Annotated in this window: 24 protein-coding genes; 10 read left to right on the top strand and 14 right to left on the bottom strand. The window is 68.1% G+C overall.

The window, feature by feature from the left end; genetic code table 11:
- Positions 1-137: 137 nt before the first annotated feature.
- Positions 138-1,058 carry a S8 family serine peptidase gene (locus IT359_10065; protein ID MCC6929323.1) on the bottom strand — a complete coding sequence of 307 codons (921 nt, stop codon included), beginning with the start codon at positions 1,056-1,058 and terminating at the stop codon, positions 138-140.
- 272 nt (positions 1,059-1,330) lie between these two features.
- Between IT359_10065 and IT359_10060 the strand changes: the two genes are divergently transcribed.
- Positions 1,331-1,567: a hypothetical protein gene (locus IT359_10060; GenBank protein ID MCC6929322.1), complete on the top strand. Its 237-nt coding sequence runs from the start codon at positions 1,331-1,333 to the stop codon at positions 1,565-1,567.
- A gap of 489 nt (positions 1,568-2,056) precedes the next feature.
- Here the strand turns inward: IT359_10060 and IT359_10055 are convergent, their stop codons facing one another.
- Positions 2,057-2,437, bottom strand: a complete 381-nt coding sequence (locus IT359_10055; GenBank protein MCC6929321.1) for a type II toxin-antitoxin system VapC family toxin — start codon at positions 2,435-2,437, stop codon at positions 2,057-2,059.
- Positions 2,434-2,640 (bottom strand): AbrB/MazE/SpoVT family DNA-binding domain-containing protein, encoded by a 207-nt coding sequence (locus tag IT359_10050; GenBank protein MCC6929320.1) that lies wholly within the window; start codon positions 2,638-2,640, stop codon positions 2,434-2,436. Before IT359_10050 ends, IT359_10055 begins: the two co-directional genes overlap by 4 nt.
- 144 nt (positions 2,641-2,784) lie before the next feature.
- Between IT359_10050 and IT359_10045 the strand changes: the two genes are divergently transcribed.
- Positions 2,785-3,090: a hypothetical protein gene (locus IT359_10045; protein MCC6929319.1), complete on the top strand. Its 306-nt coding sequence runs from the start codon at positions 2,785-2,787 to the stop codon at positions 3,088-3,090.
- A gap of 33 nt (positions 3,091-3,123) precedes the next feature.
- Here the strand turns inward: IT359_10045 and IT359_10040 are convergent, their stop codons facing one another.
- A complete protein-coding gene (locus tag IT359_10040) occupies positions 3,124-3,861 on the bottom strand; it encodes an HNH endonuclease (protein MCC6929318.1) in 738 nt (245 codons plus the stop codon).
- Positions 3,862-4,054: 193 nt separating this feature from the next.
- Positions 4,055-4,315, bottom strand: coding sequence for a DUF2442 domain-containing protein (locus IT359_10035; GenBank protein ID MCC6929317.1), 261 nt, complete (start codon positions 4,313-4,315; stop codon positions 4,055-4,057).
- A gap of 182 nt (positions 4,316-4,497) precedes the next feature.
- On the opposite strand from IT359_10035, the gene ggt reads away from it, so the two are divergent.
- Entirely contained in the window at positions 4,498-6,177 is a 1,680-nt protein-coding gene (gene ggt, locus IT359_10030; GenBank protein MCC6929316.1) for a gamma-glutamyltransferase, read from the top strand.
- Between the two features lie 63 nt (positions 6,178-6,240).
- Here the strand turns inward: ggt and IT359_10025 are convergent, their stop codons facing one another.
- Positions 6,241-6,462, bottom strand: coding sequence for a DUF433 domain-containing protein (locus IT359_10025; GenBank protein ID MCC6929315.1), 222 nt, complete (start codon positions 6,460-6,462; stop codon positions 6,241-6,243).
- A 116-nt stretch (positions 6,463-6,578) separates the two neighbouring features.
- Here IT359_10025 and IT359_10020 point away from each other — a divergent pair, with 116 nt between their 5' ends.
- Both IT359_10020 and IT359_10015 read left to right on the top strand, forming a co-directional pair.
- Positions 6,579-6,827, top strand: a complete 249-nt coding sequence (locus IT359_10020) for a GlsB/YeaQ/YmgE family stress response membrane protein (protein ID MCC6929314.1) — start codon at positions 6,579-6,581, stop codon at positions 6,825-6,827.
- 301 nt (positions 6,828-7,128) lie between these two features.
- A complete protein-coding gene (locus IT359_10015; GenBank protein ID MCC6929313.1) occupies positions 7,129-9,240 on the top strand; it encodes a cation:proton antiporter in 2,112 nt (703 codons plus the stop codon).
- Positions 9,241-9,252: 12 nt separating this feature from the next.
- Here the strand turns inward: IT359_10015 and IT359_10010 are convergent, their stop codons facing one another.
- The 3 genes from IT359_10010 to IT359_10000 all read right to left on the bottom strand — a co-directional run bounded on the left by IT359_10010 (position 9,253) and on the right by IT359_10000 (position 12,195).
- Complete coding sequence (locus tag IT359_10010) at positions 9,253-10,995, bottom strand: DUF885 family protein (GenBank protein MCC6929312.1); 1,743 nt, start codon at positions 10,993-10,995, stop codon at positions 9,253-9,255.
- A gap of 98 nt (positions 10,996-11,093) precedes the next feature.
- Positions 11,094-11,576, bottom strand: a complete 483-nt coding sequence (locus tag IT359_10005; GenBank protein MCC6929311.1) for a nuclear transport factor 2 family protein — start codon at positions 11,574-11,576, stop codon at positions 11,094-11,096.
- Between the two features lie 85 nt (positions 11,577-11,661).
- Entirely contained in the window at positions 11,662-12,195 is a 534-nt protein-coding gene (locus IT359_10000; GenBank protein MCC6929310.1) for a DinB family protein, read from the bottom strand.
- 105 nt (positions 12,196-12,300) lie between these two features.
- Here IT359_10000 and IT359_09995 point away from each other — a divergent pair, with 105 nt between their 5' ends.
- On the top strand, positions 12,301-13,095 hold the full coding sequence (locus IT359_09995; GenBank protein ID MCC6929309.1) for a carbon-nitrogen hydrolase family protein: 795 nt from the start codon (positions 12,301-12,303) through the stop codon (positions 13,093-13,095).
- Here the strand turns inward: IT359_09995 and IT359_09990 are convergent.
- Positions 13,092-13,694 (bottom strand): GNAT family N-acetyltransferase, encoded by a 603-nt coding sequence (locus IT359_09990; GenBank protein MCC6929308.1) that lies wholly within the window; start codon positions 13,692-13,694, stop codon positions 13,092-13,094. The genes IT359_09995 and IT359_09990 overlap by 4 nt on opposite strands.
- Before the next feature lie 5 nt (positions 13,695-13,699).
- A complete protein-coding gene (locus IT359_09985; protein ID MCC6929307.1) occupies positions 13,700-14,845 on the bottom strand; it encodes a DUF2911 domain-containing protein in 1,146 nt (381 codons plus the stop codon).
- A gap of 232 nt (positions 14,846-15,077) precedes the next feature.
- On the opposite strand from IT359_09985, the gene IT359_09980 reads away from it, so the two are divergent.
- The 4 genes from IT359_09980 to IT359_09965 all read left to right on the top strand — a co-directional run bounded on the left by IT359_09980 (position 15,078) and on the right by IT359_09965 (position 20,207).
- Complete coding sequence (locus tag IT359_09980; protein ID MCC6929306.1) at positions 15,078-17,240, top strand: beta-galactosidase; 2,163 nt, start codon at positions 15,078-15,080, stop codon at positions 17,238-17,240.
- Positions 17,241-17,245: 5 nt separating this feature from the next.
- A complete protein-coding gene (locus tag IT359_09975) occupies positions 17,246-17,776 on the top strand; it encodes a twin-arginine translocation signal domain-containing protein (protein ID MCC6929305.1) in 531 nt (176 codons plus the stop codon).
- Entirely contained in the window at positions 17,773-19,374 is a 1,602-nt protein-coding gene (locus IT359_09970) for a GMC family oxidoreductase (protein ID MCC6929304.1), read from the top strand. The genes IT359_09975 and IT359_09970 overlap by 4 nt, the downstream gene beginning before the upstream one ends.
- Positions 19,375-19,625: 251 nt before the next feature.
- Positions 19,626-20,207, top strand: a complete 582-nt coding sequence (locus IT359_09965; protein ID MCC6929303.1) for a hypothetical protein — start codon at positions 19,626-19,628, stop codon at positions 20,205-20,207.
- Positions 20,208-20,252: 45 nt separating this feature from the next.
- On the opposite strand, the gene IT359_09960 is transcribed toward IT359_09965, so the two are convergent.
- The 3 genes from IT359_09960 to IT359_09950 all read right to left on the bottom strand — a co-directional run bounded on the left by IT359_09960 (position 20,253) and on the right by IT359_09950 (position 23,625).
- Entirely contained in the window at positions 20,253-20,927 is a 675-nt protein-coding gene (locus tag IT359_09960) for a hypothetical protein (protein ID MCC6929302.1), read from the bottom strand.
- A 230-nt stretch (positions 20,928-21,157) separates the two neighbouring features.
- A complete protein-coding gene (locus IT359_09955) occupies positions 21,158-22,981 on the bottom strand; it encodes a sulfatase (protein ID MCC6929301.1) in 1,824 nt (607 codons plus the stop codon).
- Between the two features lie 230 nt (positions 22,982-23,211).
- A complete protein-coding gene (locus IT359_09950; protein MCC6929300.1) occupies positions 23,212-23,625 on the bottom strand; it encodes a DUF488 family protein in 414 nt (137 codons plus the stop codon).
- Between the last annotated feature and the right edge of the window lie 50 nt (positions 23,626-23,675).

Raw genomic sequence — 23,675 nt, 5'->3', positions numbered from 1 at the left:
TCACGCCGGCCGATGCGCTGGCGGGCCGCGCGGAGGCCATCTGGGCGGCACGCGATCAGAAGCTCGAAGCGGCGCGCGCCGCGCGGCGCGCCACGCCGTCTACCACTGCACCACGACCACCCGTCACGCCCGCGGCACTACACTGAACACCCACCCCACCTGTCACATTCTCGCTGAACCAGGACACAGTACTGAGCCGTCTGGCTTGTTCGGGAATCACCAGGACGGTGATCGAAGAGGATCGACTGCGGGCCAATGGGTCGACCTTGAGGAACACAGATTCCCCCGACGGCTGCCTCCGCATTGACGATTGGACCGAAGCTTGTGCTCGCTCCGCAGGCTATTCCGGCGGTGTTAACGAGCCTACTTCTCACTTGGCTACTGGTCCATGTTGGATATCGAGCGCGAACGAGCGCAGCCACTCCGCCAACTAAGCCTGTTGCGCTCGACGAGCTGCCCGCGTTCGCGAGAGCGCCTGCCGTTGCACCGACAGACGTCGTCGGCTGATAAGCGACAATGTCCAGTTCAGGTCCATAGTGCGATTGGTTATCGCGGAACCCGTTAAAGTCGGCGGCAGAGACAGCAAGAACGTCTGAGAGCTCGGCCGGAAACACCACATTATTCTGGGAAAGTCCCGCCTTCGAGGTCCCGGCGGCGCCGACAAACACGACATCACGGTTGATCGTCGCGTCGTGAATCAAGTTCGCGATCGCGTGATGGTTGGAGATTGCGGACCACGCCATCGTTATCACTTTGCTACCGAAGTTGACGGCATCTGCGATGGCCTGGTATGCATCGGTGCCACTTAGCTCCCATACACCGTCATTGAAGTGGACTGCGTAGAGATTTGCCTTCCAGGCAACCCCTTGCATCCCTGCGCCATTCCGCGGCGAGCCGATTATCGATGCTACTCGAGAACCATGAGAGCACGGCACACTCGTCCCGGGGATCGTACGCGTATATCGGAGCGGTTGACGCCCGGCGCTCTGTCCTGACACCCAAGCAGTGCTGAAATCCGGATGTGTGTTGACACGCGTGTCGGTCTGGCCAATCCACACGCCAGTGCCATTGCTGTACGCCCACGCGCGGTCAACACCCGACTCGCGAAACGAGCGGGGCAAGACGTCGCCCGAGGCGTCAACGGTATACTCCCCCGGGCTCGTATCCCAACCGCACCCCGTGAGCTGCACGCGATGTTATGTCGCAACTCATTGCTCACCATGCGCTTAGGTATCATCAGTTGTCACGGACGCGAGTCGGCGTTGAACTCCTGACGCCTTTCTGACGCGCCGAACTCAACGTCTGGTGTCCACCTCTAAAATGGATCGAGATGAGCCAGACCTCGGAGAAGTCGCTTGTAGGCCCGCTGTTGGCGTCGCTCCTCGGCTTGGGAGTCGCCGGTTGGGGAACCGCCCTCATCGTCGTCGTCGTTGCCAACTGGGATCGTATCCAGCACGATCGAGACCAGGTGAACTTTGCACTCGGAGGGGGTGCTGCGCTTATCCTCGGAGGCGTCTTCGTCCTTCAGTCGGGCCTCAAGCGAATCGCTGTGAGGATGAAGAAGTGAGTGCCCCAAATCGCATGATCGCCGGCATGGCAGTTGTCGGTATCGCGGCACTCTTGGGAGCGCATAGTCTCAAGAAGACTCGCCCAACTGACGGCGACGAGTTGCTCATGAGTGCCGAGCGACTCACGGGGATTCGAGCGCCTTCTTCTCTGAGATCGGGCGAGACTGATGGATATGTCCTGCTCGGCCCAGGAGCACTATGCCATGTAGCTGGGCTCGTCATGGATGGAAGCTCGGCGAGGTCTTCGACGTAGCGCTGGGACGGGCAGGGGGCAGCCTGCTGAGCAGACTCGTTCCCCATCACCACATCTCTGGCATGCTGTCCTTGCCAGTTAGGCTGTACCAAGTACATGCGTCGAGCCCGCGCAGGATCCCTCGCCAGCATTCGGCACAACTGTCAGGTTGTCCTGCGGGTCCCCGAGAGATGCAGCGGCGCAGCCGTCGCTTCCCTCCCGTGACCGTCAGACGCCAAACATCGTTCGCTCGCTCTCAGCGCCGCACGTTTGCGCGATACCTGGTCTGCGGGAGTCCCTTGAAGTCCGCGTCCTGCGTCCAAAGCACCGCGCCGTGCGTCCGCGCTGTCGCGTACATGATGCTAACCGCCAGCGGGAGCTTGTACTGCACGCCCAGCGCGGCGGCTGACAACGCAAGCGGCGCCGTGAGTTCCACGACCGCGCCTTGCTGCATGAGGGCCACCGCGCTCAACGCCGCGCTTTCGTCGCGCTGCTGCAGCACGCGCTTGAAGACTTCATAGAGGCTGATGGTCGGCACGATCAGTGCCTTCGTGTCCTCGATCGCACCGGCGAAGAAACCGGCGCCCGGACCGTCAGCGAAGTACTCCATCCAGCCCGACGAGTCGACGACGTTCACTTTCGATCGCGCTCCCGGGGCACGCTGGTGTCGAGGCCGCGCAGGAACCCGCGATACGACTTGGCCGGGCGCACGGGAATGAACTCGACGCGCCCATCATACTCGAACGCCTGAACTTTCTGCCCGGGCTCGAGCTTGAGCGCCTCGCGAATCTCGCGTGGTATAACAACTTGGAACTTGGGCGAAACCGTGACCACCGACATGGGAGCCTCCTTGCACCGTAATACGATACTGCTATCGATACGGTCTCCGCTACCCCGCGCCGGTCGTGTTCACGCGTCGGTTCCCCTGCGGCCGACGGCAATCAAGCGCGCGCAGCGCGAGGCAACCGATCGTCCGCCGGCGCGATGAATTCCGCCGTGGCGTCCTGGCTCGCGCTGCGCTGCCGCGTGCAATTAGAGCGCGGGCAGAAGGTGCTCAACCTCGGCGCCACCGGAAACTCGGGGCCCATGGCAGTGCAGATCGCCCGGCATCTCGGCGCGTCGCAATTCATCGCCGCTGGGCGCGACGCGCAGCGACTGGCCAAGCTCCCCGCCCACGGCGCCACTGAGATCATGCCGCTGGGGAATGCCGGGCCGGGGAGCGGACTTGGCTCCGCATCGCATCGCGAGATCCTGACGGAGCAGCCCGGGCTGGCGACGGAGTGCGCTTGAGCACGGGCGCGACGCACATTCGCAGCGACTGCCTCACCCGCGATGTAGCAACGTCTGCAGCGATCGATTCGCACCGTCTCTGTGAACCATCGCATGGCAATTCGCACATATGAGCACGAGTTCGTCGAGGGAGGTTTCGGACGCTTCTGCTCGCGCGCTCAGGGGCTCGAGATGGTGCACCTGTATGTATCCTTTCCCTTGAACGCCGTAGCGATCCTCGAAGTCAAAGGCACATCCCGGTACTTCGCAGCGGAGGCGACCATCTGGCGAGCGTCGTGAGGATTCCGCGATCTTGGCCTCACGCAATCCGGCTTCACGGCGAAGGTGCGTTCGCATGCTCCGCGACCGTTCGCCTTCCAGAGACCGCGGTGGCTGCTTTCTCGGTGCCGGACCTGGCCGCGCGTTAACCACAAGTCCTACGCGTTCAAGCGCCTTTGCGAAGTTTGGTCGCATGCGAAACGAGAACTCCTCGAGCTGTTCATCTTCCGGCACAGGCCAGTATCCGATCGTCCAGAGCGCGAGCCCGTGGTATTGCAAGTCCATCTCGCGACGCACGCGGCCGGCAAACCCACCGAATACGCGGTTCGCAGCCGACCAGCTGTTGCCGAACCCTGCCGCCTGCGCGAGACGACGCATCGTTGTCACCCGCCCCGGCATCGCGTATTGCGCGCGAAGCATTTCGATGATCGATGGCGCGATGCCGCGCTCGATGAAGGTGCGAAGTACCGCCTCGTATTGCGCGACCGTGGCGCGTTCAGGTGTAGGACGCATTCGCTCGATCTGGTGTCGCATTGTCTTGGGCAACCCCCGAAGACCCAACCTCCCAGCGGCATCAACCGGTCACATCGCGGGGGGGGGAGGCGATGCGACGTCCCGATGTACGACACGGCGGGACCGGCCGCTAGTTACGGTCGGCTACGCTTTCGTCACCCACCTTCGCTCGACGGTCTGCTACAGCGCCGGGTTAAGCGGCACCGTGCGCGGACAACCAGCGTTTGAGCGACGCCTGGCTCTCGAGCGAGCGGCGTCCGGCGACGAGCGCGTCCACACTGATGTCTTCGTCGAGGGCCGGCCAATGAATGCCCTCACCGTGGCCGATCAGGCGCCAGGCGGCCCGCTCCTCGGGAGTCGCGCCGAAGAAGTCATGCCACGCTCCGAGTAGGGTGTCGCGATGCTCTCGGCCTTCTTGGGAATAGAAGAAGAAGCGGTAGGGGCCGACCCGCAGGACCGTGGGCTGCCCGCAAGGTGCCGGCGCCGGGGCGAATCAGGCAAGCGCTCCGTGGGAGCGGCGGGAGCGGCGGGCGCGGCGCGCGTCGCCAGTGCAGCGCGCTCGGGCGTCGCGGCGTTTCAGGCGATAGAATCTCCTCGTCGCACCGTATCGCCCCCGCCCCCCATCGTCTCCGTCGCATGACCTCTCGCATCCTGTCGTCCCGTCGCGCCGTCGTGTATCGCTCCGTGGCGCTCACGTTTGCCACCGCAGTGCCGCTCGCCGCGCAGGTCCCGTCGATGCGCCCCGACATCATGGGACCGCACGCCGCGGTCTCGTCGGACCACGCGCTGGCAAGCGCCGTCGGCGCCGACGTCCTCAAGCGCGGCGGGAACGCAGTCGACGCGGCGATCGCAATGGCGGGCGTGCTCGCGGTGGTGCGCCCGCACATGAACGGCGTGGGAGGCGACAACTTCATGCTCATCCGCGACGGCAAAACCGGGAAGGTGTACGCCCTCAACGGCTCGGGGCGCGCGGGGAGCAAGGCGACGCCGGCCTTCTTTGCGGCGCAGAAGCTGGATCGCGTCCCGGGTTCAGGGATCCTCTCGGTCTCGGTCCCGGGCGCGGTGCGGGGATGGGAAGATGCGCTGCGCCGCTTTGGGACGACGACGCTGCGCCAGGCGTTGCAGCCGGCGATTCGCTACGCGGACGAAGGGTTCCCGGTCTCGACGCGCCTGTCGCTCGACATCGGCGCCGAGTTGAAGAAGGTCGCGGCCGACTCCGCCCTGGCGCGTACCTTCCTGGTGAACGGCGCGGCGCCGGCGCCGGGGACGCTCCTGGTGCAGAAGGAGCTGGCGGCGACGTTGCGCGTGATTGCGGCTGGCGGCGCGGGGGCGTACTACACGGGGGCGCCGGCGCAGAAGATTGCCGCCTTCATCAGCCGCGAAGGCGGACTGGTCACGGCGGCCGATCTCGCGAAGCACACGTCGACGTGGCAGGAGCCGATTCGCACGACGTACCTCGGCAAGCAGGTGCTCGCCTTCCCACCCAACACGCAGGGAGCAACCTTCCTCGAGATGCTCAACATCGCCGAGCATGAGGATCTCACGGCGATGGGGCGCGGCTCCGCCGATTACGTGCACACGCTGGTGGAAGGAGCCAAACTGGCGTATGCCGATCGCGACCGCTACATCGCCGACCCGGCCTTTGCCAAGGTCCCTGTGGACATGCTCCTCTCCAAGGAGCACGCGCGCACGCTGGCCTCGCGCATCAGGCGCGACACGATCCTCGCCGCGTCAGGCGACGACTCGCGCCACGGCACGGGCGACACGGTCTACCTCACGGTGATCGACAAGGACGGCAACGCGGTCTCGATGATCCAGTCGCTCTTTGCCTCGTTCGGGAGCGGGCGCATGGTCCCCGGCACCGGGATCGTCCTGCACAATCGCGGCTCGCTCTACTCGCTCGACCCCAATCACCCGAACATCATCGCCGCGGGGAAGCGCCCGTTCCACACACTCTGTCCGGCGATGGCGCTCAACGAGGACGGATCGCTCTTCGCAACGTTCGGCTCGCCGGGCGGCGACGGTCAGCCGCAAACGCTCATCCAGGTGCTCAACAACGTCCTCCGCTTCGGGATGACGCCGCAGCAAGCAGTCGAGGCGCCGCGCTGGCGCGTGTTCGGCGCCGGACGTTTAGGGGTGGAGCCGGGACTCAGCGACGAGGTGCGCGCCGAGCTGTCGCGTCGCGGCCAGAAAGTCGCCGTGCAGCCGCCGAGCGCGGAGTTCGGCGGGGCGCAGATGATCCTCGTCGATCCGCGGTCCAAGGCGCGCCTGGTGGGGTCGGACTATCGGCGCGAGGCGTATGGGTTGGCGTGGTGAACGGCGCGCGGCGAGTGGGGTGAGAGCCGGCAGCGCATTCCGCGGCGCTCGCGGCACGCCTCGCTACGCCGCCGGCGTGACAAGCGCGCGCTTGGCCAGTTCCAGCATCGCGATGGCGTGGGCCCGAGTCACAGCCGGGAACTCCTCGAGGAACTGATCGAGAGGATGCCCGGCCTCGAGATAATCGATCAGCGTCTGAACTGGGACACGAGTCTCGGCAAGGACCGCCGCCCCCCCGAGGCGTTCGGTCGAGGCGGTGATCGGAGGGGTGGGCAGGGATTCCACCTCATTTCCCCCCAGTTCACCTTGCCTTGAATCAAGCCGGGTGTAGCGTCCGTAGAGATGGTGCGACGGCGCGACGGCCCGGTCGCACGACCCTCAATCACGCTCGGGAGATCGTCATGGGACTCATCTTCGCCGCCTGCTTCGGCCTCCTTGTCGGTATCGTCGCCCGCCTCTTCTATCCGGGGCGCCAGGACATGGGGATCTTCAAGACGATGCTCCTGGGGCTGGGTGGCGGCTTCATCGCCGGCTTCCTGGGACGCGTGGTGGGATGGTACCCTCCAGGCCAGGGCGCTGGACTCATCGCCTCGGCGCTGGGCGCCATGCTCCTCATCTGGCTGTTCGGGAAGTCCAAGCAGGGGATCTGACGCAGGACCTCTGACACAGGGCGCCTGACGCAGCGCCACGCGCGCGACCCACACGTCGCGCGCGGCTTCCCGGGTGTTCGGGCGCCTCTGGCCCCGGACACCCGTTTGCGTCGCACCACGCCCCGTTCGCATTCGGCGTGACGCACTCCCGGTAGCGGCGAGCGGCGCGCGAGGCGGCGCAGCGTCCGCGCGAGGCAGCACCAACCCGCGATAAAGCGGTCGCCCAAGGTGCCGATCGGCTGCGCGGCGGATCATATTCGGACTCCAGCTCATCCCCCCTACACGCGTTCCCCCCAGACACGTGCAGGAAAGCCACGCCTATCTCCGCGACCTCGCCGTAGTGTTGTGCGCGGCGGCCGTTACGACGGTCGTCTCGCGCCGATTGCGGCTGCCGGGGGTCTTTGGCTACGTGTTGGCCGGGCTGGTGGTGGGGCCGCATGTCCCCATCCCGCTCTCGGTCGACCAGGAGATGGTGACCGAGTTTTCCGAGCTCGGCGTCATCCTCCTGATGTACGCCCTGGGACTCGAGTTCCGCCTGGGGCGCGTGATCCGCGTGGCCGCCACCTCGGGGCTCGCCGCGCTGGCCGAGACGAGCGTGATGTTCGCGCTCGGCTTCACGGCGGCAACGCTGTTCGGGTGGGCGTCGATGGAGGCGCTGGTGGCAGGTGCAATGGTCGCCATCTCGTCGACCACGATCGTGGCCCGCACCTTCGCCGAGCAGGGGGTGACGGGGACGGTGAAGGAGACGGTCTTCGGCATCCTGATCGTCGAGGACGTGATCGCGATCCTGCTCATCACGCTCCTCTCGACGCTGGCCTCGGGGAGCGGGCTGTCCGGGCTCGAGCTGGCGATGACCGGCGTGCGCCTGGTGACCTTCCTCGTCGTCCTCATCGCCGTGGGACGCATCGCGGTGCCGCCGTTCATGCGGGCGGTGAATGCGTTAGGCAGCCCGGAGACGACGGTCGTGGTGTCGATCGGCATCTCGTTCGCCGCGGCACTCCTCGCGCTGGGCTTTGGCTACTCGGTGGCGCTGGGCGCCTTCATCGCCGGGTCGCTGGTGGCCGAGTCGGGGCTGGGGGAGGAGATTGCACACCTCATCTCCCCGGTGCGCGACCTGTTCGTCGCCATCTTCTTCGTCTCGGTGGGGATGGCGATCGACCCGGTTGTCGTGCGCGAGCTGTGGATCCCGATCCTCGTCTTCTCGGCGGTAGTGGTGGCGGGAAAGGTGTTCGGCGTCTCGATCGGTGCCTTCCTCACCGGGCACTCGCTGCGCAACGCGGTGCAGTCGGGAATGAGCCTGGCGCAGATCGGCGAGTTCTCGTTCATCATTGCCGGCGTTGGTGCGGCCAACGCGGCGACGCGCCCATTCCTCTACCCGGTGGCGGTGACGGTGAGCGCACTCACGACGCTCGCGACGCCGTGGCTGGTGCGGCATTCGGGGCCATTCGCGGCGCGCATGGAACGCGGGCTCCCGCCGGCGCTGCAGACATTTGTGGCGCTGTACGGCTCGTGGTTCGCCGGGCTGTCCACGGGACGCGCGAGCGAGGCGCCGTCGCTCAAGCGTTCCATCTGGCTCATCGTGGTCGACGTGGCGCTCATTGCCGGGCTCATTCTCGCGGCGTACGCGGAGATGGGGCGGTTGGCGGTGATGGTGGAGGGGTGGTTCGGCTGGCAGCCGCCGGCGGGGCGCCTGGCGGTGATTGCGCTGTCATTCGTTGGAGCGGCGCCGTTTGCGGCGGGGCTGTTGCGGGTGACGCGCGCGGTGGCCTACGCGCTGGCCCGTCGCGCGCTCCCCACACCGGCGCGGGGGAAGCTCGACCGCGCCTTTGTCCCGCGTAACGCCTTCGTGGTGACGTTGCACCTGGCGCTCCTCGCGACCTGTTCGCTCCCCATCGTTGCCATCCTCCTCCCACTCCTCCCCGGTGCGGTCACGGGCGCCACGCTGGTGCTGATTGCGGTGGCGCTGCTGTTTGGCGTGTGGCGCAGCGCGCGCACGCTGTACGGTCACGCGCGCGCCGGCGCCGAGGTGATCGCGATGGCGCTCACGCAGCACGACCGCACGCGCGGGAGCGAGGAGGAGCTGGCGACGGCGATGGACCGCGTGGCCGACATGCTCCCCGGCCTTGGCGACCCGGAGTCGATTCGCCTCCTCCCTGGCGACCCGGGGGTGGGGAAGACGCTGGCGCAGCTCGACCTGCGCGGCGACACCGGCGCCGAGGTGCTCACCATCCTGCGCCCGGACGGCGGGACGCTGGTGTCGGTGATGCCGACCGGCAGCGAACGGTTGGAGTCTGGCGACGTGCTGGCGATTGCCGGGTCGCCGGAGGCGCTGCGCGCGGCGCGGAAGCGGCTGGCGCCGCGCGCGCTGCCGAAGGCGGGCGGGCACGGCCATGCACCGGCCACCGGGAGCTGACGGGCGCCATGCCTAACGCATTGGCGGGAGCGGACGCCCCTCCTTGAGTTCGCGCACCATCCGGTCGTCGCCCGTCACCTCCCAGTAGATCATCGACACGGGGATCATCCCGGCGGCATTGATCTCGTCCATCACGCGCTGCAGGGTGAACTGGTCGCCGAGCTGCCGCGCGCGCAGCGCTATCGTCTCTTCCATCAAGCGCCCGCCGGTGATGTACGAGGCACCATAACCCGGTTGCCGCAGGTACAGGTGCTGCTCGAAGCCGAGGAGGGGGTCGCGGCGCATCCAGCCCCGCGGCGTCCAGTTCATGTGGATGTCGCCGGCCTGCGCCATGGTGAGTTCGTTGGAGTGGGCGTAGAGGTTCCCCAGCCCGCGCGCGGCGCGATTGACCAGCATGATCCAGACAATCTCGCGCGAGCGCGGCGAGTCGTCGTACAGCCCGGCGTGCATCATCCACTCCTCGAACGACGTCGCCATCCCCTCGGCGCGACTCATCCAGACGTTGTAGAGGAGCGGCGTGCGACGGATGGGGCTCGCGTGCGGCGAGACGCGCATGCGCATGTTGTCCCACCAATGCGAGAGGTGCGTCCAGAGCGGGAGCGGGTCGCGCTGCGTGGCCTGCTGGAAGAAGTTGCGCGATGCCGCGGGGGCGAAGCCGGCGGTACGTTCGCGCAGCGCGCGCTCCATCCACGGCTCATAGGTGAGGATGCGGTTGTCGGCGATCCACTTGAGGTACCTGGGGATGGCGCGCGCCTGCAGTGCGGCGTAATCCTCGGGCGTGTCGGCTATCGGGAGTTGGGGGAGGTTGCGATTGCGGTTCTCCTCCAGCCGCAACGCGGCGCTCCCGCGCATCAGCTCGCGCCGGGTGATGGCCACCTCATCGTCCCACGAGAGGGGGACGAGGAGGACGTTGCGCAGGTACCACGTGTACTGCTCCTTTCCGATCCCCGAGGGGCCGGTCTTCTTCTTCGCCTCGGCGGCGACCCAGGAGGCGAAGTCTTCGCTGGCGGTGCGCGCCTCGCGGATGGACTGCGCCAGCGCGGCGTCGCCGTCGCCGACCTTCTCGCCGAGTTCCTTGAGCGCCTCGGCCTGTTCCTCGAAGGCGCGCGAGCCGCCTAACCAGAGGTCGCGCGCGTTGCCGGCGGCCAGGTTGCGCCTGGCGGCTTGCAGGAGCGGGGGAATGGTGCGCAGCTTCTTCGCCAGGTCGGCGCCCTGTTCGGTGGTGAGCGCCCTGGCGGTGTCGAGGCGCGTGCGCGGCCAGATGGGGTACTCGAAGAGCCTGATGGCGCCGTGGATGAGCGGCCCTTCCTTGGCCGGCGTGTCGCTCTCCTCGGTGACGACGGACGCGTAGTACGCCGGGTCGCGCGCCCACGGCTTGAGCACACGCTGGAAGTACTCCATCCCGTTCATCTCGGCGCGCACGAGGTGCCAGTCCACCTGCTCCTTGACCGACCACCCGGTGGTGTCGATGGCGGCGAGGCGCGCTTGCAGCCGGCGGAGAGCGGCGAGGCGGTGCGCGTTGGTGGCCGGCGAATAGTCGGGGATGCCGCTGGCCAGGCGCGGCGCGTCCTCGAAGGTGCGCCACTCGGTAAAGAGGCGCAGGAGCTGGTCGTAGGCGCGCGCTTGCGCCTGTGCGGAGTGCGAGGCGAGAGGGAGCGCGGCGAGGAGCGTCGCTGTGAGGAGGGCGCGCGCGACGGGAGCGCGGCGCGTGGCGGTGGCGATGCTCGAGGTGCGTGACGTGCGGTCGGGGCGCATGCGACGGAGAGGCGGGGAGAACGAAGGGCGGGGGCAGCGCGAGAATAACACGCGCCGCCCCCGCCTGCGAGTCGCCGGCTGCCGAGACCCGGCCGGGGCTACGAGAACTTCACGTTGTCCAGGTGCCACCCCGTGTGGATCCACCTTCCGTTGCGCTTGACGAAGACCTCCGTCCCGCGCCCGTAGGTCTCCTGCTTCTCGCCTTTGGGCCCCCGCAGGGCGACGTGGAAGTTGCTGTAGAGGATGATCACGTCGCCGTACTGCTGCCAGGCGTTCTTCACGAAGTGCAGCTCATCGAGCTTGAGCCCCGACTTGGCGAAGTCGGCCATCCCCTTGATGGTCTCGGCGCGGTCCTGCCAGGGGCCGCCGTCCCAACCGATGGCGAGAAGTTCGGCGGGGACCACCGCCTTGAAGCCCGCGGTGTCGTTGCTGAACCAGGTGCGCCAGGCGCGCTCGCGCAGCCTGAGAATCTCCTGCTGTGTTGCCGCGGCAGGGGACGGGCCATAGGCCGCCTGCGCCGCCGCGCGCGCCATGGGGACTGCCGAGAGGGCGAGTGCAACGGTAAACAGGACAGGACGCATGGAGGAACCTCGCGAATGAGGGGAGACGCGAATGGTGCGCATCTACAGGATGCGCCAGAATCGGAGCGGACGCGACATGCGTTCGTCACACCCTGGGCGACCCGAGAATGGAGAGGTACGCGGTCCACGGCCCCACGGCGGCTCGATACTGCCGCGCCATGACGCGCGCCACCTGGGCCACATGCCCAAGGTCGTGCGCCACCCACGTGGCGAGCAGCTGCGACAGCGTCACCACCCCCAGATCGGGATGCTCTCCTTCCAGCGCGAGCTGCGCCGGCGTTAGGCGCCAGCCGGCGAGCGTGGCCACGTTGGCGGCGCGCAGCTCGGCGAACTCGCCGAGGAGTTGGGCCAGCGACTTTCCCCTGGATTCGTGGAACTGCGCGAAACGATCGTACGGGGTGAAGCGACGGTTGTCGCCCTGCGCGAGGATTATCTGCGCGCGCGCAATCCAGTCGGTGCGCTCGCCGTGGTTGAGGTGCCCGACGATGGTATACGCGCTCCACGACTCGCCCCCCTCGGTGGCATCGGTCCATGCGGGAGAGAGTCCGTCGAGCATGGCGCGCAACGTATGCGGCGTCCGCTCGAGAACGGCCATGGCATTTGCGAGATCGAAATCCATCGGAACCATCGCGGTCGGGGGAGAGAGAACATTGCACCGCGCGATGGCATGCGCGCACCCCCTCGTTCCCTTGAGGGAGGAGCGCATGGCCGGCACATTTCCACCATGTCCACGCTCCGCATCACCCTCGCCAACCTGCGCCATCCGTCGTCGCCAGAGGAGTCGGTCGAGCTGGCCACGCAGGCCATCGCCGAGTCTGGGCGCGCCGGCGCCGACATCATCTGCTTCCCCGAGTGCTTTGTCCCTGGGTATCGAGGTTTGGGGTACGCACCGCCCGCTCCCGACAGCGTCTTTCTCGAACGCGCCTGGGGCACAATCGCCGATGCCGCGCGCGAGGCGAACGTCTGCGTGGTGCTCGGAACCGAGCGCGTGCACGACGATCGCCTCCTGATCTCGACGCTGGTGGTGAACCGCGACGGCACGGTCGCCGGTTCGCAGGACAAGGTGCAGCTCGACCCGTCGGAGGAGGGACCATACTCGCCAGGTGCAACTCGGCGCACCTTCACTTGCGGCGAGGCAACCTTTGGCGTCGCGATCTGTCACGAAGGGTGGCGCTATCCGGAAACGGTGCGCTGGGCGGCGCGGCGCGGGGCACAGCTCGTCTTCATCCCGCACTTCCATGCGGCTGAGGGGGATTCGTTTCGCCCCAGGTCGTTTGCCGATCCGGCGAACTCGTTCCACGAGAAGGCGCTGCTCTGCCGCGCCGCCGAGAACACCATCTATATCGCGGCGGCCAACTATGCGAGCGAAGGCGCCCCGACGACGTCAACCGTGGTGCGCCCAGACGGGACGGTGCAGGCGTGGCAGCCCTACGGCGCGGAAGGGCTGCTCGTGGCCGACCTCGACCTCGCCTTGGCCACGGGGTTGCTCGCGCGGCGCTATCGCCCGCTGGAGCCCTAACCGCCGCGTGCCAGCGGCATGGTCCACACCTGCAGCGCCACGGTCCGCTCGTGCGCCAGCACGCCGCTGGTCTCGATGGTCTCGGCCAGGGTGAAGCCGAGCCGCCTGGGGATCGCCACGCTCGGCGCGTTGCGCGCATCGCAGCGGATCTCGAGGTGCTGAAATCGCGCGATCGTCCGCGCAGCGGCGACGAGCGCCCCGACCCCCTCGGAAACCAGCCCCCGCCCAGTTGCGTCGGCGCGTATCCAGTAGCCGATTTCCGCCCGGTCCGACTCGCCTAACGGGACGCGCCCCTGCACCGAGCGCGGGAAGAGCGACAGCTCACCCAGAATGCGACCGCCGCGACCGCTTTCACCGTTGCGCTCGAGCATCGCAAAGCGCCACTCCCGGTCGTCGGCGAACGCCTGCGCATTGCCGACCAGCCGCTCGCGCAGTTCGGGGAGGGGCGAGGGGCTGGCCACGCGCGCCGGAATCCACGGCGACAGGTGCTCCCAGTTGGCCTCGAGGATCGGAAGCAACTCCGCCGCGTCGTCACCCTGCCACGACCGCAGCGCGAGGCGCGCCGTCTGCAGCTCGCGCGGGATCGTGACGGCCGGCATCGTGCCTAACGCCCCGCCGTGACGGCGAACGGCGCCGAGAGCACGCGGTCACCCCACGCCAGTTCCAGCACGCCGCGGTTTGGTGCCAGCGCACGCACGGTGTAGGTCAGCTCCTCCACGTGCGACGGCGCCGCGGCCGACTGCAGCTCGACACGCCCCACGTCCTGCGCGGCATCGTATTGCGTCCCCCACTGCCCAGTCTGCCGGTTGACGATGAGGTAGGACCCCTGCCGCGTGTGCTGCACCCAGAGCGTGTACATTCCGGGGGCGAGCGTGACGTTGCCGAAGGTCAGCGTGCGCGTGCTGAAGAGATGCGTCGCGTCGTTGGCGCCGGCGCGCCACACCGAGTCGAAGGGGACGAGCGTCCCGCCCCACACGCTGCGCTCGCGCACCTGCGGACGCCCGTAGTCGACGACGACGATCCCGCCGGCGCCGAAGCCGGCGCGCACATCCTCACGCGCCGAGAGCGTCCCGGTGGGCTTCATGCGTGCGGCGATCGCCGCCATGTCGAGCCCCCCGCTGCCGCGCTCGGCCACGACCTTGTTGGTGGTCCCGCGACCATCCACCGCCCGCAATCGGTTGTTGGCGTCGAAGCGCAGTACCATCGCGTAAGGATTCCCGCGCAGGCGAAGCGAATCGCCCCCCAGCGCGGTGAGCCCCGAGAAGCCTGGCCCCCCGGCGAGGCCTAACGCGGGGATCGACTCGCTCGCACTGGCCTTTCGTAGCGCGGCAAGCAGCTCGGTGGGGGCGTAGACAAACGTGGGGAAGTTCACTGCGGCGCGCGCCAGCGGGAATGCGCGCCGCTGCGTGCTGTCGGCAAAGACGATCTCGCGCACGGCGGAGTCGGCGCCGAGTGTGAAGCGATACTCGCGCGGGGCACCCGGTGCCGGTGTGCCGTCAGCCTGCGTCCGCGTGAGGCGCACCGCGGTCGCGCGCCCGTCCTTCCCCAGCGTCACCGTGTACGCGACGCGCGATACCGCAGCCCCCGAGCGCTGGACCATCTCGCCGGTGAGCGCGTTGGCGCTGCGCGTAAACTGCTCGATGGCGAGCGTGTCCTTCCCCAGCCGGTAAGTGAGCGACGCCGACTGCGCCGCAACGACCGCGGGGATGGCCAGCGGGAGCAACGCGAAACAACGGACGATCGGGCGCATGGGGAGTGGCAGAAGGAGGGGACGGCTCGGCGCGGACATCGACAGCTAGAGGAACACGCGGGGTGCGACGGAAGTTCGCGCCGCGCGAGTCGTGGCTCGCCTCGGCCAACGCCCCGTTCCGGTAGTTGCTAAACAACACCGGAGGGCGCCGCTCCGCCATCGCCACGTTGACATCGATCCCCGGCGGTCGGTAGCGTCTGCTACGTCACAGTTCTCCCGAACCGTTCCTCGCGTGTCGTCTCGTCCAACTCGTCTCCTGGCCGCGTTGCACCTTCACGTCGCAAGGCCGTTCGTCGCCGCGCGGCTGCTGACGGTCGCCCTCCTGGCGATGGCCCTTGGCGCGCGACTCGACGCCCAGACTCCGTCGCCACAGGGCGCCGCGCTGCTCGGCCAGCGCGAGGCGATGTCCATCGGCGTCTTCTACTACCCTGAGCAGTGGCCGCGCGCCCAGTGGGAGCGCGACATGCAAGGGATGAAGCGGCTCGGCTTCGACTTCACGCACATGGCCGAGTTCAGCTGGACGTATCTCGAGCCCGACGAGGGGCGGTTCGACTTCGCGTGGCTCGATTCGGCGATCGCGTTCGCCGACAAGGCAGGGCTGCGCGTGATCCTCGGGACGCCGAGTGCGGCGCCGCCGAGCTGGATGGGCGACCGTTACCCCGAGGTGTATCGCGTAGACGAGCACGGCGCGCGTCATGAGCACGGGATCCGCGCCGAGGTCTCGCTCGCCAACCCGGCGTACCAGCGCTTCGTCGATCGCATCGTGTTGCAGCTGGCCAAGCGCTACGGAAGTGACCGGCGCGTGTGGGGGTGGCAGGTGGACAATGAACCGGGAACGTTCAACGACTTCTCCCCCAGCGCGCGGCGTGCCTTCCAGCGTTGGCTTCAGGAGAAGTACCGGACCATCGACGCCATGAATGCCGCGTGGGGCGGGAGCTTCTGGTCCACCCGCTATCGCACGTTTGCCGAGGTGCGCCTTCCCAACGCCGTGCTCGCCGCCGAGGACAAGCTGTCGCCGCACGCGCTCCTCGACTTCGCGCGTTTCCAGGCCGATGTCACCGCGCGCTTCCTGGACCGGCAGGCGGCGACGCTCAAGCGTTACGCGCGCGCGGGGCAGTGGGTCACGACGAACTACACCAACATCACCACGAGCACCGATCCGCGCCGCAGCCGCGGGATGGACTTCGTGACGTTCACGCTCTATCCGGTGGCGGGGAACAACATCCTGGGGGGCGACTCCTACGCCGTCGGCGACCCGACACGGCTCATGGAGGCGGCGGCGTACTACCGACCGATTGCTGGAACATTCGGGATCATGGAGCTGCAACCCGGGCAGGTGAACTGGGCGGCGGTGAACCCGCAGCCGATGGACGGCGCGGTGGGGATGTGGATGTGGCATGCGTACGGCGCCGGCGCCTCGCTCCTGTCGACGTACCGCTATCGCCACCCGCTGCGGGGGAGCGAGATGTACCACGAGGGGATCGTGGGTACCGACGGGGTGACGCTGACGCGCACCGGCGCCGAGTGGGTGGCGACAATGCGGCGCATCCGGCAGGTGCAAGGGCAGTCGGCGCCGGGCGCGACGCTTCCCGCCAAGCTGGCGGCGCGCCGCACCGGCATCCTCTGGTCGCACGACAACTACTGGGATGTTGAGCTCCAGCCGCAAACGACCGAGTGGAAGACGTGGAAGCATCGCAACAGCTACACGATGGCGGTGAAGTCGACTGGCGCCCCGATGGACTTCATCGGCGAGGGGGACGACTTCTCGCGCTATCCGTTCCTCGTGGCCCCCGCCTACCAACTGGTGAGCGATTCGCTCGCCGCAAGGTGGCGGCGCTACGTGGAGCAGGGCGGTCACCTGATTCTCACGCCGCGCAGCGGGCAGAAGGACGAACGTGGTCACTTCCGCGAAGGACCATGGGCGCAGGCCGTCGCCGACCTCCTGGGGGCCGACATCCTGGGCTTCGACGCACTCCCCGCTGGCGTCACTCGGCATGTAGTGCGCGGCGACTCATCGTATGCGTGGCACACGTGGGGCGACGTCCTCTCGCCACGTGCGCAGAGCGAACTCCTCGCGCGCTATGCGGACGGCCGCTCTGCCGGGAGCGGGGCCGCGGTGACGCGCGCAGTGGGGCGCGGGACGGTGACGATGATCGGCGTCGCCACGGACGATGGCGCGCTGGAGCGCGCGCTCGTGCGCGACGTGTACCGGCGCGCCGGTGTCGCGATCGAGGAGTTGCCCCCTGGCGTCTTTGTCGAGTGGCGCGACGGCGTGTACGTCGCCGTGAACTACAACCCGGCCCCTGTCACCCTACCGCTCCCGCCTAACGCCGACGTCCTGCACGGGACGCAGCCGCTGGCGCCGGCGCAGGCGCTGGTCTGGCGCGAGCGCTGAGCCGCATGCCCATCACCCGACGCACCTTCATCAAGGCCGGCGCCATTGGCGGCGGAGCCCTGCTGGTCGCCGGCGCCTGGGGAGCCTGGCGCCTGCGCAGTTGCAAGGATGGCGGCAACGGTCTCTCCCCGTCCGGTCGCGCGCTCTTCGCCGCCGTCATCCCCGCCTTCCTCGACGGGGTGGTCCCTGCAGGCTCGTGGACCACCGCCACGATGGACACGCTGCTGGACGATGTGAATCGCACGGTGTCGCAACTCTCGCCGTCGGCGCGCGAGGAGCTGCAGCAGTTCTTCTGCCTCCTCGATAGGGGAGCGGTGCGGTTGCTCCTGGCGGGGACGGCGCTCCCGTGGCGTCGCATCGACGCCGCGCGTGCTGCACGGATTCTCGCCCGTTGGCGCCACGGGCGGACGGCGATGCTGGTGAGCGCCTACCAGGCGCTGCACGACATCACCTTTGCCGCGTGGTACGCCACCCCCGCACACTGGGAGGCGACGGGCTACCCGGGGCCGCCGCGCCTAACGCCGAGCGCCGCATGACGACGCAGCGCTCGTTTCCAGATCCCATCGCCGAGGGTATCGCCCGCGGATGGCGCGTGCACGACGGCGCCACGCTCGCCGACGGTTCGACCTTCGAGGGCGACGTCGCAATCGTCGGGACGGGTGCCGGGGGCGGCGTGACCGCCGAGATCCTCTCGGCCGCCGGGCTCAAGGTGATCCTGATCGAGGAAGGAGGGCTGCGCAGCACGCGCGACTTCCGCATGCTCGAGTCCGAGGCCTATCCCACCCTCTACCAGGAGTCGGCGTCGCGCAAGACGAAGGACAAGGGAATCAACATCATGCAGGGGCGCACCGTGGGCGGGACAACGGTGGTCAACTGGACGTCGTCGTTCCGCACGCCGCCGTCGACGCTTGCGCACTGGCAGGAACGGTTCGGCCTCACCGACCTCACCACCGAGGCGCTCACGCCGTGGTGGGAGCAGATGGAGCGGCGCCTCAGCATTGCACCATGGGGAATGCCTCCCAACCGCAACAACCAGCTTCTGGCCGACGCGCTCACCAAACTCGGCATTGCACCGCACGTCATTCCGCGCAACGTGAGCGGATGCTACAACCTGGGCTACTGCGGGATGGGGTGCCCGACCAACGCCAAGCAGTCGATGCTGGTGACCACGCTCCCCTCGGCGCTCGACCGCGGCGCCGAGCTGCTTTATCATGCACGGGCCGAACGCCTGGTCCTCGCGGGAAGTCGCGTGCAGGAAGTCGTCGTGACCCTCATGGGAAGCGATGGCTTCGAGCGCCGGCGCGACGCAGCGCGCGTCCGCGTACGGCACGTGGTCCTGTCGGGCGGCGCCATCAACACACCGGCACTCCTCCTCCGCAGTCGAGTCCCTGATCCCAACGCCCTCATTGGCACGCGCACCTTCCTGCATCCGGTCACCATCTCGCTCGCCCGCTTTGCGGAGCCCGTCGATGCTTTTGCCGGCGCGCCGCAGTCGGTGTACTCGGATCATTTCAACGAGGGGAGCGCCGACGGTCCTGGCTTCAAGCTCGAGGTGCCGCCGCTGCACCCGGTGCTGACGGCGTCGACGGTCACCGGCATCGGCGAGGAGCACGCCGCGGTGATGAAGCGGCTGCGGCACGCGCATGTCGTGCTGGCGCTGTTGCGCGATGGCTTTCACCCCGAAAGCGTGGGGGGGACGGTCGAGCTGCGCGACGACGGCTCCCCCGTGCTCGATTACCCGGTGTCGCGGTACCTGATGGAAGGCGCTCGCCGCGCGATGGGGGTCATGGCCGAGCTGCAATTCGCCGCTGGAGCGCAGCTCGTGATCCCGTTCCACGAGCGCGCCACGCCAGCGCGCACCCTGGCCGCCGCCAAGGCGCAGATCGCCGCCTTCACCATGCGCTCCCCGCAGGCCAAGCTCGTGAGCGCGCACGTGATGGGTGGGTGCGCGATGGGTGCCGACGACAGGCGCGGCGTCACCGACTCGCTCGGTCGCCTGCGCCACGTCGACAACGTCTCGGTGATCGACGGATCGCTCTTCCCCACGAGCGTCGGCGCCAACCCCCAGCTGTCGATCTATGCGCTGGCGGCGCGTTCGGCGACGGCGCTGGCCAGGACGTTCGGCGGCGGCTGACGCGGTCGAGCGCCGGCACTCGATGGGTCAGGTGACTCATGTGCGGCATCGCGCCCCCTGACATCGTAGAGCGTCGGCGCCCTGGTCCGGGGTGCTGGCCGGTGCGGCCGAGGTAGGGCCGGCGCTGCCCCCTCACGGATCTGGAGCCCTCCATGCGTTTCACTACCTCATTGCATAGCGCGCCCATTGGCGAAGCCCTAACCGCGCCCAGCCGCTCGGCCCTCACCGTGCTTTCGGCGGCACTCTGTCTTTTGTCCGTCGCCCCCATTGCCGCACAGCCGTCGCCGAAGGTCGAGCCGTCGCTCGCCGCGGTGCGCAAGGCCACCGAACGCTTTCGTGACGTGCGCACCGCGCTCGCCGAGGGCTACGTCCGAGATCCCGGCAACATCTGCGACAGCGCCGAGCTCATGGGGCGCCCCGCGGAGCTGGGGGCGATGGGGATCCACTTCTTCCGCCCCGACATGCTGGGGATCACCACCCCGCCATCGCCCAAGGTGAACGGGACGGGGACGCACACCGACTTCAGCAAGCCGGCCGTCCTGATCTACGAACCACAGCGCGACGGTTCGCTGGCGCTGGTCGCGGTGGAGAACCTCGTCTTCATCAAGGCGTGGGAGCAGGCCGGCAACACCGCCCCTCCGTCGTTCCAGGGGGTGCCGTGGGATCGCATGGAAGACGACCCGGCCACTGCAATCGACGAGGCGCACATGTTCGAGCCGCACTACGACCGCCACGTCTGGCTGTGGCGCGACAACCCCAAGGGGATCTTTGCGCAGTTCAACCCAAATGTGAGCTGCCGGTACCACACGCAGCAGGGCGGCCACAAGCACTGACCGCACGGTGCGATGGGGGGCTCACACGCCCCCCATCGTCGTGACCTACCCGGCGTAGCAGTACGAGCAGCCGTGTTCCTGCGCGCGGGCGACCGCCAGCACGCCCGACGGGACGACCGTGATCCCGGGGATGATCCCCGCCTCCCACTCGCGCTTGGCGGTCGCCGCGTCGACGCCCGCCTTCGCGGCGGCGCGCGCGCTCAGCACCGTGAGTGCCAGCCCGCATGCCACGAAGGTCGCCGGCATCGCCATGACCTTCTCGATGGAGAACTGCGGGAAGGGAACGTCGCCTTCGTTGGGCTTCCAGAAGATGTTGCGCCTGGCGGGTGCCTTCGTGGCGGGATCGGTCACGTCGAACATCGACCCGATGGCGTACTTGTTCCAGACCGCGTCGGTGAGCGCCATCGGCATCGCCCAGTGCCGCAGCACGACGATGGCGTGGGCGCCGCCGGGCGCGAGCTGGTACGACTCCGTCATCGTGCGGAGGTACGTCGCCGCGAAGACGGCCGGGAAGCCGCTGTTGTGCTCGGGGGCATCGAAGACCTGCCGGTGCTTGGCCGTGACCTTGGCAAGCCAGGGGTCGGCCGGGGCCTTGGCTTGCTGCGCGTCGGCGATCGCCGGGGTCGCGCCAGCGAGCATTGCCGACGCGGCAGCCAATCGTTGGAGGAAGGTGCGTCGCGGGGTGAGGGACGGATCGGAAGGATGGGCGATGAGGGGCATGCAAGGGCTCCGGCGTGCGAGGGGGGAGTGCAAATCCCGGCCAGGGATGGCCGGGACCGGATCCTCAGGTGCGCATCGCGCGCGCGGGACGACGCGCGACGCGCGGTGCGGTGCGGTGCGGTGCGGTGCGGTGCGGTGCGGGAAGCGGCACACAATGCGGCATTCCCGCGTGCGCGGCAAGCGTGTGGCGCGCAGTCCTCACCCACCCTAACCGCTAACGGCAGGCCCCGCTATCGCGCCCAGCGCTCGGGGCCGGTTGTGCGAAGGATCGAATCCAGCTGCAACGCGAGCAGGCGGGTCAGCGGCATCGTCGACGTTTGCCCTCGATAACTGCGCGTGCCGGGTGCGAGCGTCGAATCGTTTGGCAGGGCGATCAGCTCTTCGCGCCCCCCCTCGTGGCGGATGTACTGCAGGTCGCCGACGAGGAGGGTCCAGAGCTTTTCGTGTTTCGTCGTGATCGCTTCATGGAGCATGGCAACGTCGGCAACCGTATCCGGGATCGTGTCGAGGTAGGGCGCCAACGATTGCCCCGGCATGGGGCGGCGCCCGGACGACCCCGTGTATTCGTCGATAGTCGCCGCGAGCGATCGCGTGTTGACGCGCGCGTCCACGCGGCGCCCCGGCGGGATGCGTCCCGGCATGGAAACGATCAGCGGTACCTTCATCACCGGACGGTACACGCTGTTGCCGTGCACGAAGAGCCCGCGCTCGCCGAACTGCTCCCCGTGGTCGGAGGTGATGATGACGAGCGTGTTCTTCAGCACCCCCAGCGCGCGCAGCGAATCGAGCAACTGCCCGATGGACGCGTCCAGGTACGCGATCGATGCGTCGTAGTTGTCGCGAAGCCTGGCAATCTCGGCGGGCGTCATCGACTGCTTGTCCAGTTGTCGCGCACCGCGCACGCTCTGGTCGGTCACGAATCGATGGAGCGGAACGTTGCTCGCGAAGCGGCGCTCGTAGTCGGCGGGCGGTTCATACGGCTCGTGCGCGTCGTAGTAGTTCACGAAGGCAAAGAACGGGCGTCGGCTCTCCCGCGCCCCGGTGGCAATCCATCGCAGGAGCCGAGCGTTGAGGCTCGGAGCGCGCCGCCGTCCCACGATATCATGGTAGCCCACCAGCTCGCGCAACGACTCCTCGGTGACGAGGAAGCGGCCGAACGACGAGTTGAGGACCGCCTCACCCGGGGTGATGACGTAGTCCTCGTAGTGCTGGAAGCCGCGGTTGAGGCCAAAGTACGTGCTGCCGTAGTGCAGATTCCCGACAAAGCCCGCGGTGCGCCATCCCTTCCGTGACAGGCGCTCGGCGATCGTCTCATCGCGCCCGTCCAGTCGCACCGCAAGCCCCGCGGTCAGTTCATGCGGATAGCGACCGGTGAACATGCTGGCGTGCGACGACAGCGTCCACGACGACGGCGACCATGCCTTCGTGAACTGCACCCCAGTGGCCGCCAGCCGCTCGAGGTTGGGGGTGGTGCTGCGCGCGTAGCCGCTGACGCTCAGGTCGATGTCACGGACCGTGTCGAGCACCAGCAGGAGGACGTTTGGCGCACCGTCCGGCGCCATGGCCCCTCCGGCGGCTGCAATGGCGCGCGCCTCCTTGAACCGTTCGCGGGCAAAGGCGCCGGCGATGACGAGACCGAACAGCGCCACCAACGGAAGCGTCGTCAGCCGCACCAGCCGCAGCACCGCCGGAAGCCGGCGTGAGAGCTGTCGTCCCCCTTCCATGGCGATGCCGGTCGCAAGCATCGCCGCCGCCAGCGGATGAAGGCCTTTCACGAGAAGTAGCAGCGTGAATGTGCCAAAGCCGACAAAGCTGCCGAGCACGACTCCCGCGGGGAGTGCCGCTCGCCCCATGAGTCGTCGTAGCCCACTCACGGCCAGGAGGAGCAGCGCCAGGAGCGTGAACCAGACCAGGTCGGTGAGCGAAGCGAGCCAGGCATTGTGAATGCCCGTCAGCGTCTTGTCGCCGAGTATCAGGCGGCTGTACGTCATCCACGCCCCCTCAGCCAGCCCGAACGCGAGGGCGGTCCAGGGGACGAGCCAGAGCAGCTCCATACTGCGCAGGCGCGGCGCGATGTCGTCGTTTCGCTCAGCCCGTGCGTTCGCACGAGTCGGACGGTGCTCGAGGGCAGTCACGGTCATACGTGGCCCCTGTTGTGCCTGCTTAGCGGTCAAACAACACAATGCGGGAAACGCGGGGAGCTATCCTGCGATCGACCCGACAAAGCCGCAAGCTGGTTGCGCGCACGCCACACCCTTCTTAGCGCGATTCCTTGTGATATGCATCACACGGTGGGCGACGCTCGCGGCGCGGACGCGAGCGCCGCACCGCAATCCCGCAGCAGCTCCCGCAGTACCGAGCGGTGGCAGTGCCCCTCGTCGTCGCAGTAGCATCCCACCGAGAGGTTCGTCACGTGCGACAATGCGGCGAGGAGCTCCAGGTCGTGGCGTGCCGACGGTTCTTTCATCTCGGCGCGGTACTGTCGCGTAAAGCGCCCCCACTCGGCCGGCGTCTTCGCCGACAGCCCGAGCTTTATCGTCTCGGGACTCGGTGCGAGGTTGGGGAACCAGACGTCGTACCAGTTCTCGGCGGCGAAGCGCTCCTTGGGGACGCCGCGCGGAGGGCGCCTAACGGTTCCGATGCGGAGCCCCTCGCCCGGATGGCGGGGCGTACCCAGTTGGACGATGCGAATCGACATGCGCGCTCCGGATGGCGACGGCGGGAGGTTGGCGGTAGGATCCCTGTTTC

Source organism: Gemmatimonadaceae bacterium (assembly GCA_020852815.1).
In the GTDB taxonomy this organism is placed as follows: domain Bacteria; phylum Gemmatimonadota; class Gemmatimonadetes; order Gemmatimonadales; family Gemmatimonadaceae; genus SCN-70-22.
Note: the sequence above shows the minus strand (reverse complement) of the source record. Positions and strands in the feature narration are given on the sequence as shown.

Bases quoted from the DNA above. Each gene is read 5' to 3' on its own strand.
- IT359_10060 (MCC6929322.1), top strand. From the start codon at position 1,331: ATGAGCCAGACCTCGGAGAAGTCGCTTGTAGGCCCGCTGTTGGCGTCG.
- IT359_10050 (MCC6929320.1), bottom strand. From the start codon at position 2,640: ATGTCGGTGGTCACGGTTTCGCCCAAGTTCCAAGTTGTTATACCACGC.
- IT359_10045 (MCC6929319.1), top strand. From the start codon at position 2,785: ATGAATTCCGCCGTGGCGTCCTGGCTCGCGCTGCGCTGCCGCGTGCAA.
- IT359_10040 (MCC6929318.1), bottom strand. From the start codon at position 3,861: ATGCGTCCTACACCTGAACGCGCCACGGTCGCGCAATACGAGGCGGTA.
- ggt (MCC6929316.1), top strand. From the start codon at position 4,498: ATGACCTCTCGCATCCTGTCGTCCCGTCGCGCCGTCGTGTATCGCTCC.
- IT359_10020 (MCC6929314.1), top strand. From the start codon at position 6,579: ATGGGACTCATCTTCGCCGCCTGCTTCGGCCTCCTTGTCGGTATCGTC.
- IT359_10010 (MCC6929312.1), bottom strand. From the start codon at position 10,995: ATGCGCCCCGACCGCACGTCACGCACCTCGAGCATCGCCACCGCCACG.
- IT359_10005 (MCC6929311.1), bottom strand. From the start codon at position 11,576: ATGCGTCCTGTCCTGTTTACCGTTGCACTCGCCCTCTCGGCAGTCCCC.
- IT359_10000 (MCC6929310.1), bottom strand. From the start codon at position 12,195: ATGGATTTCGATCTCGCAAATGCCATGGCCGTTCTCGAGCGGACGCCG.
- IT359_09995 (MCC6929309.1), top strand. From the start codon at position 12,301: ATGTCCACGCTCCGCATCACCCTCGCCAACCTGCGCCATCCGTCGTCG.
- IT359_09990 (MCC6929308.1), bottom strand. From the start codon at position 13,694: ATGCCGGCCGTCACGATCCCGCGCGAGCTGCAGACGGCGCGCCTCGCG.
- IT359_09985 (MCC6929307.1), bottom strand. From the start codon at position 14,845: ATGCGCCCGATCGTCCGTTGTTTCGCGTTGCTCCCGCTGGCCATCCCC.
- IT359_09975 (MCC6929305.1), top strand. From the start codon at position 17,246: ATGCCCATCACCCGACGCACCTTCATCAAGGCCGGCGCCATTGGCGGC.
- IT359_09970 (MCC6929304.1), top strand. From the start codon at position 17,773: ATGACGACGCAGCGCTCGTTTCCAGATCCCATCGCCGAGGGTATCGCC.
- IT359_09960 (MCC6929302.1), bottom strand. From the start codon at position 20,927: ATGCCCCTCATCGCCCATCCTTCCGATCCGTCCCTCACCCCGCGACGC.
- IT359_09955 (MCC6929301.1), bottom strand. From the start codon at position 22,981: ATGGAGCTGCTCTGGCTCGTCCCCTGGACCGCCCTCGCGTTCGGGCTG.
- IT359_09950 (MCC6929300.1), bottom strand. From the start codon at position 23,625: ATGTCGATTCGCATCGTCCAACTGGGTACGCCCCGCCATCCGGGCGAG.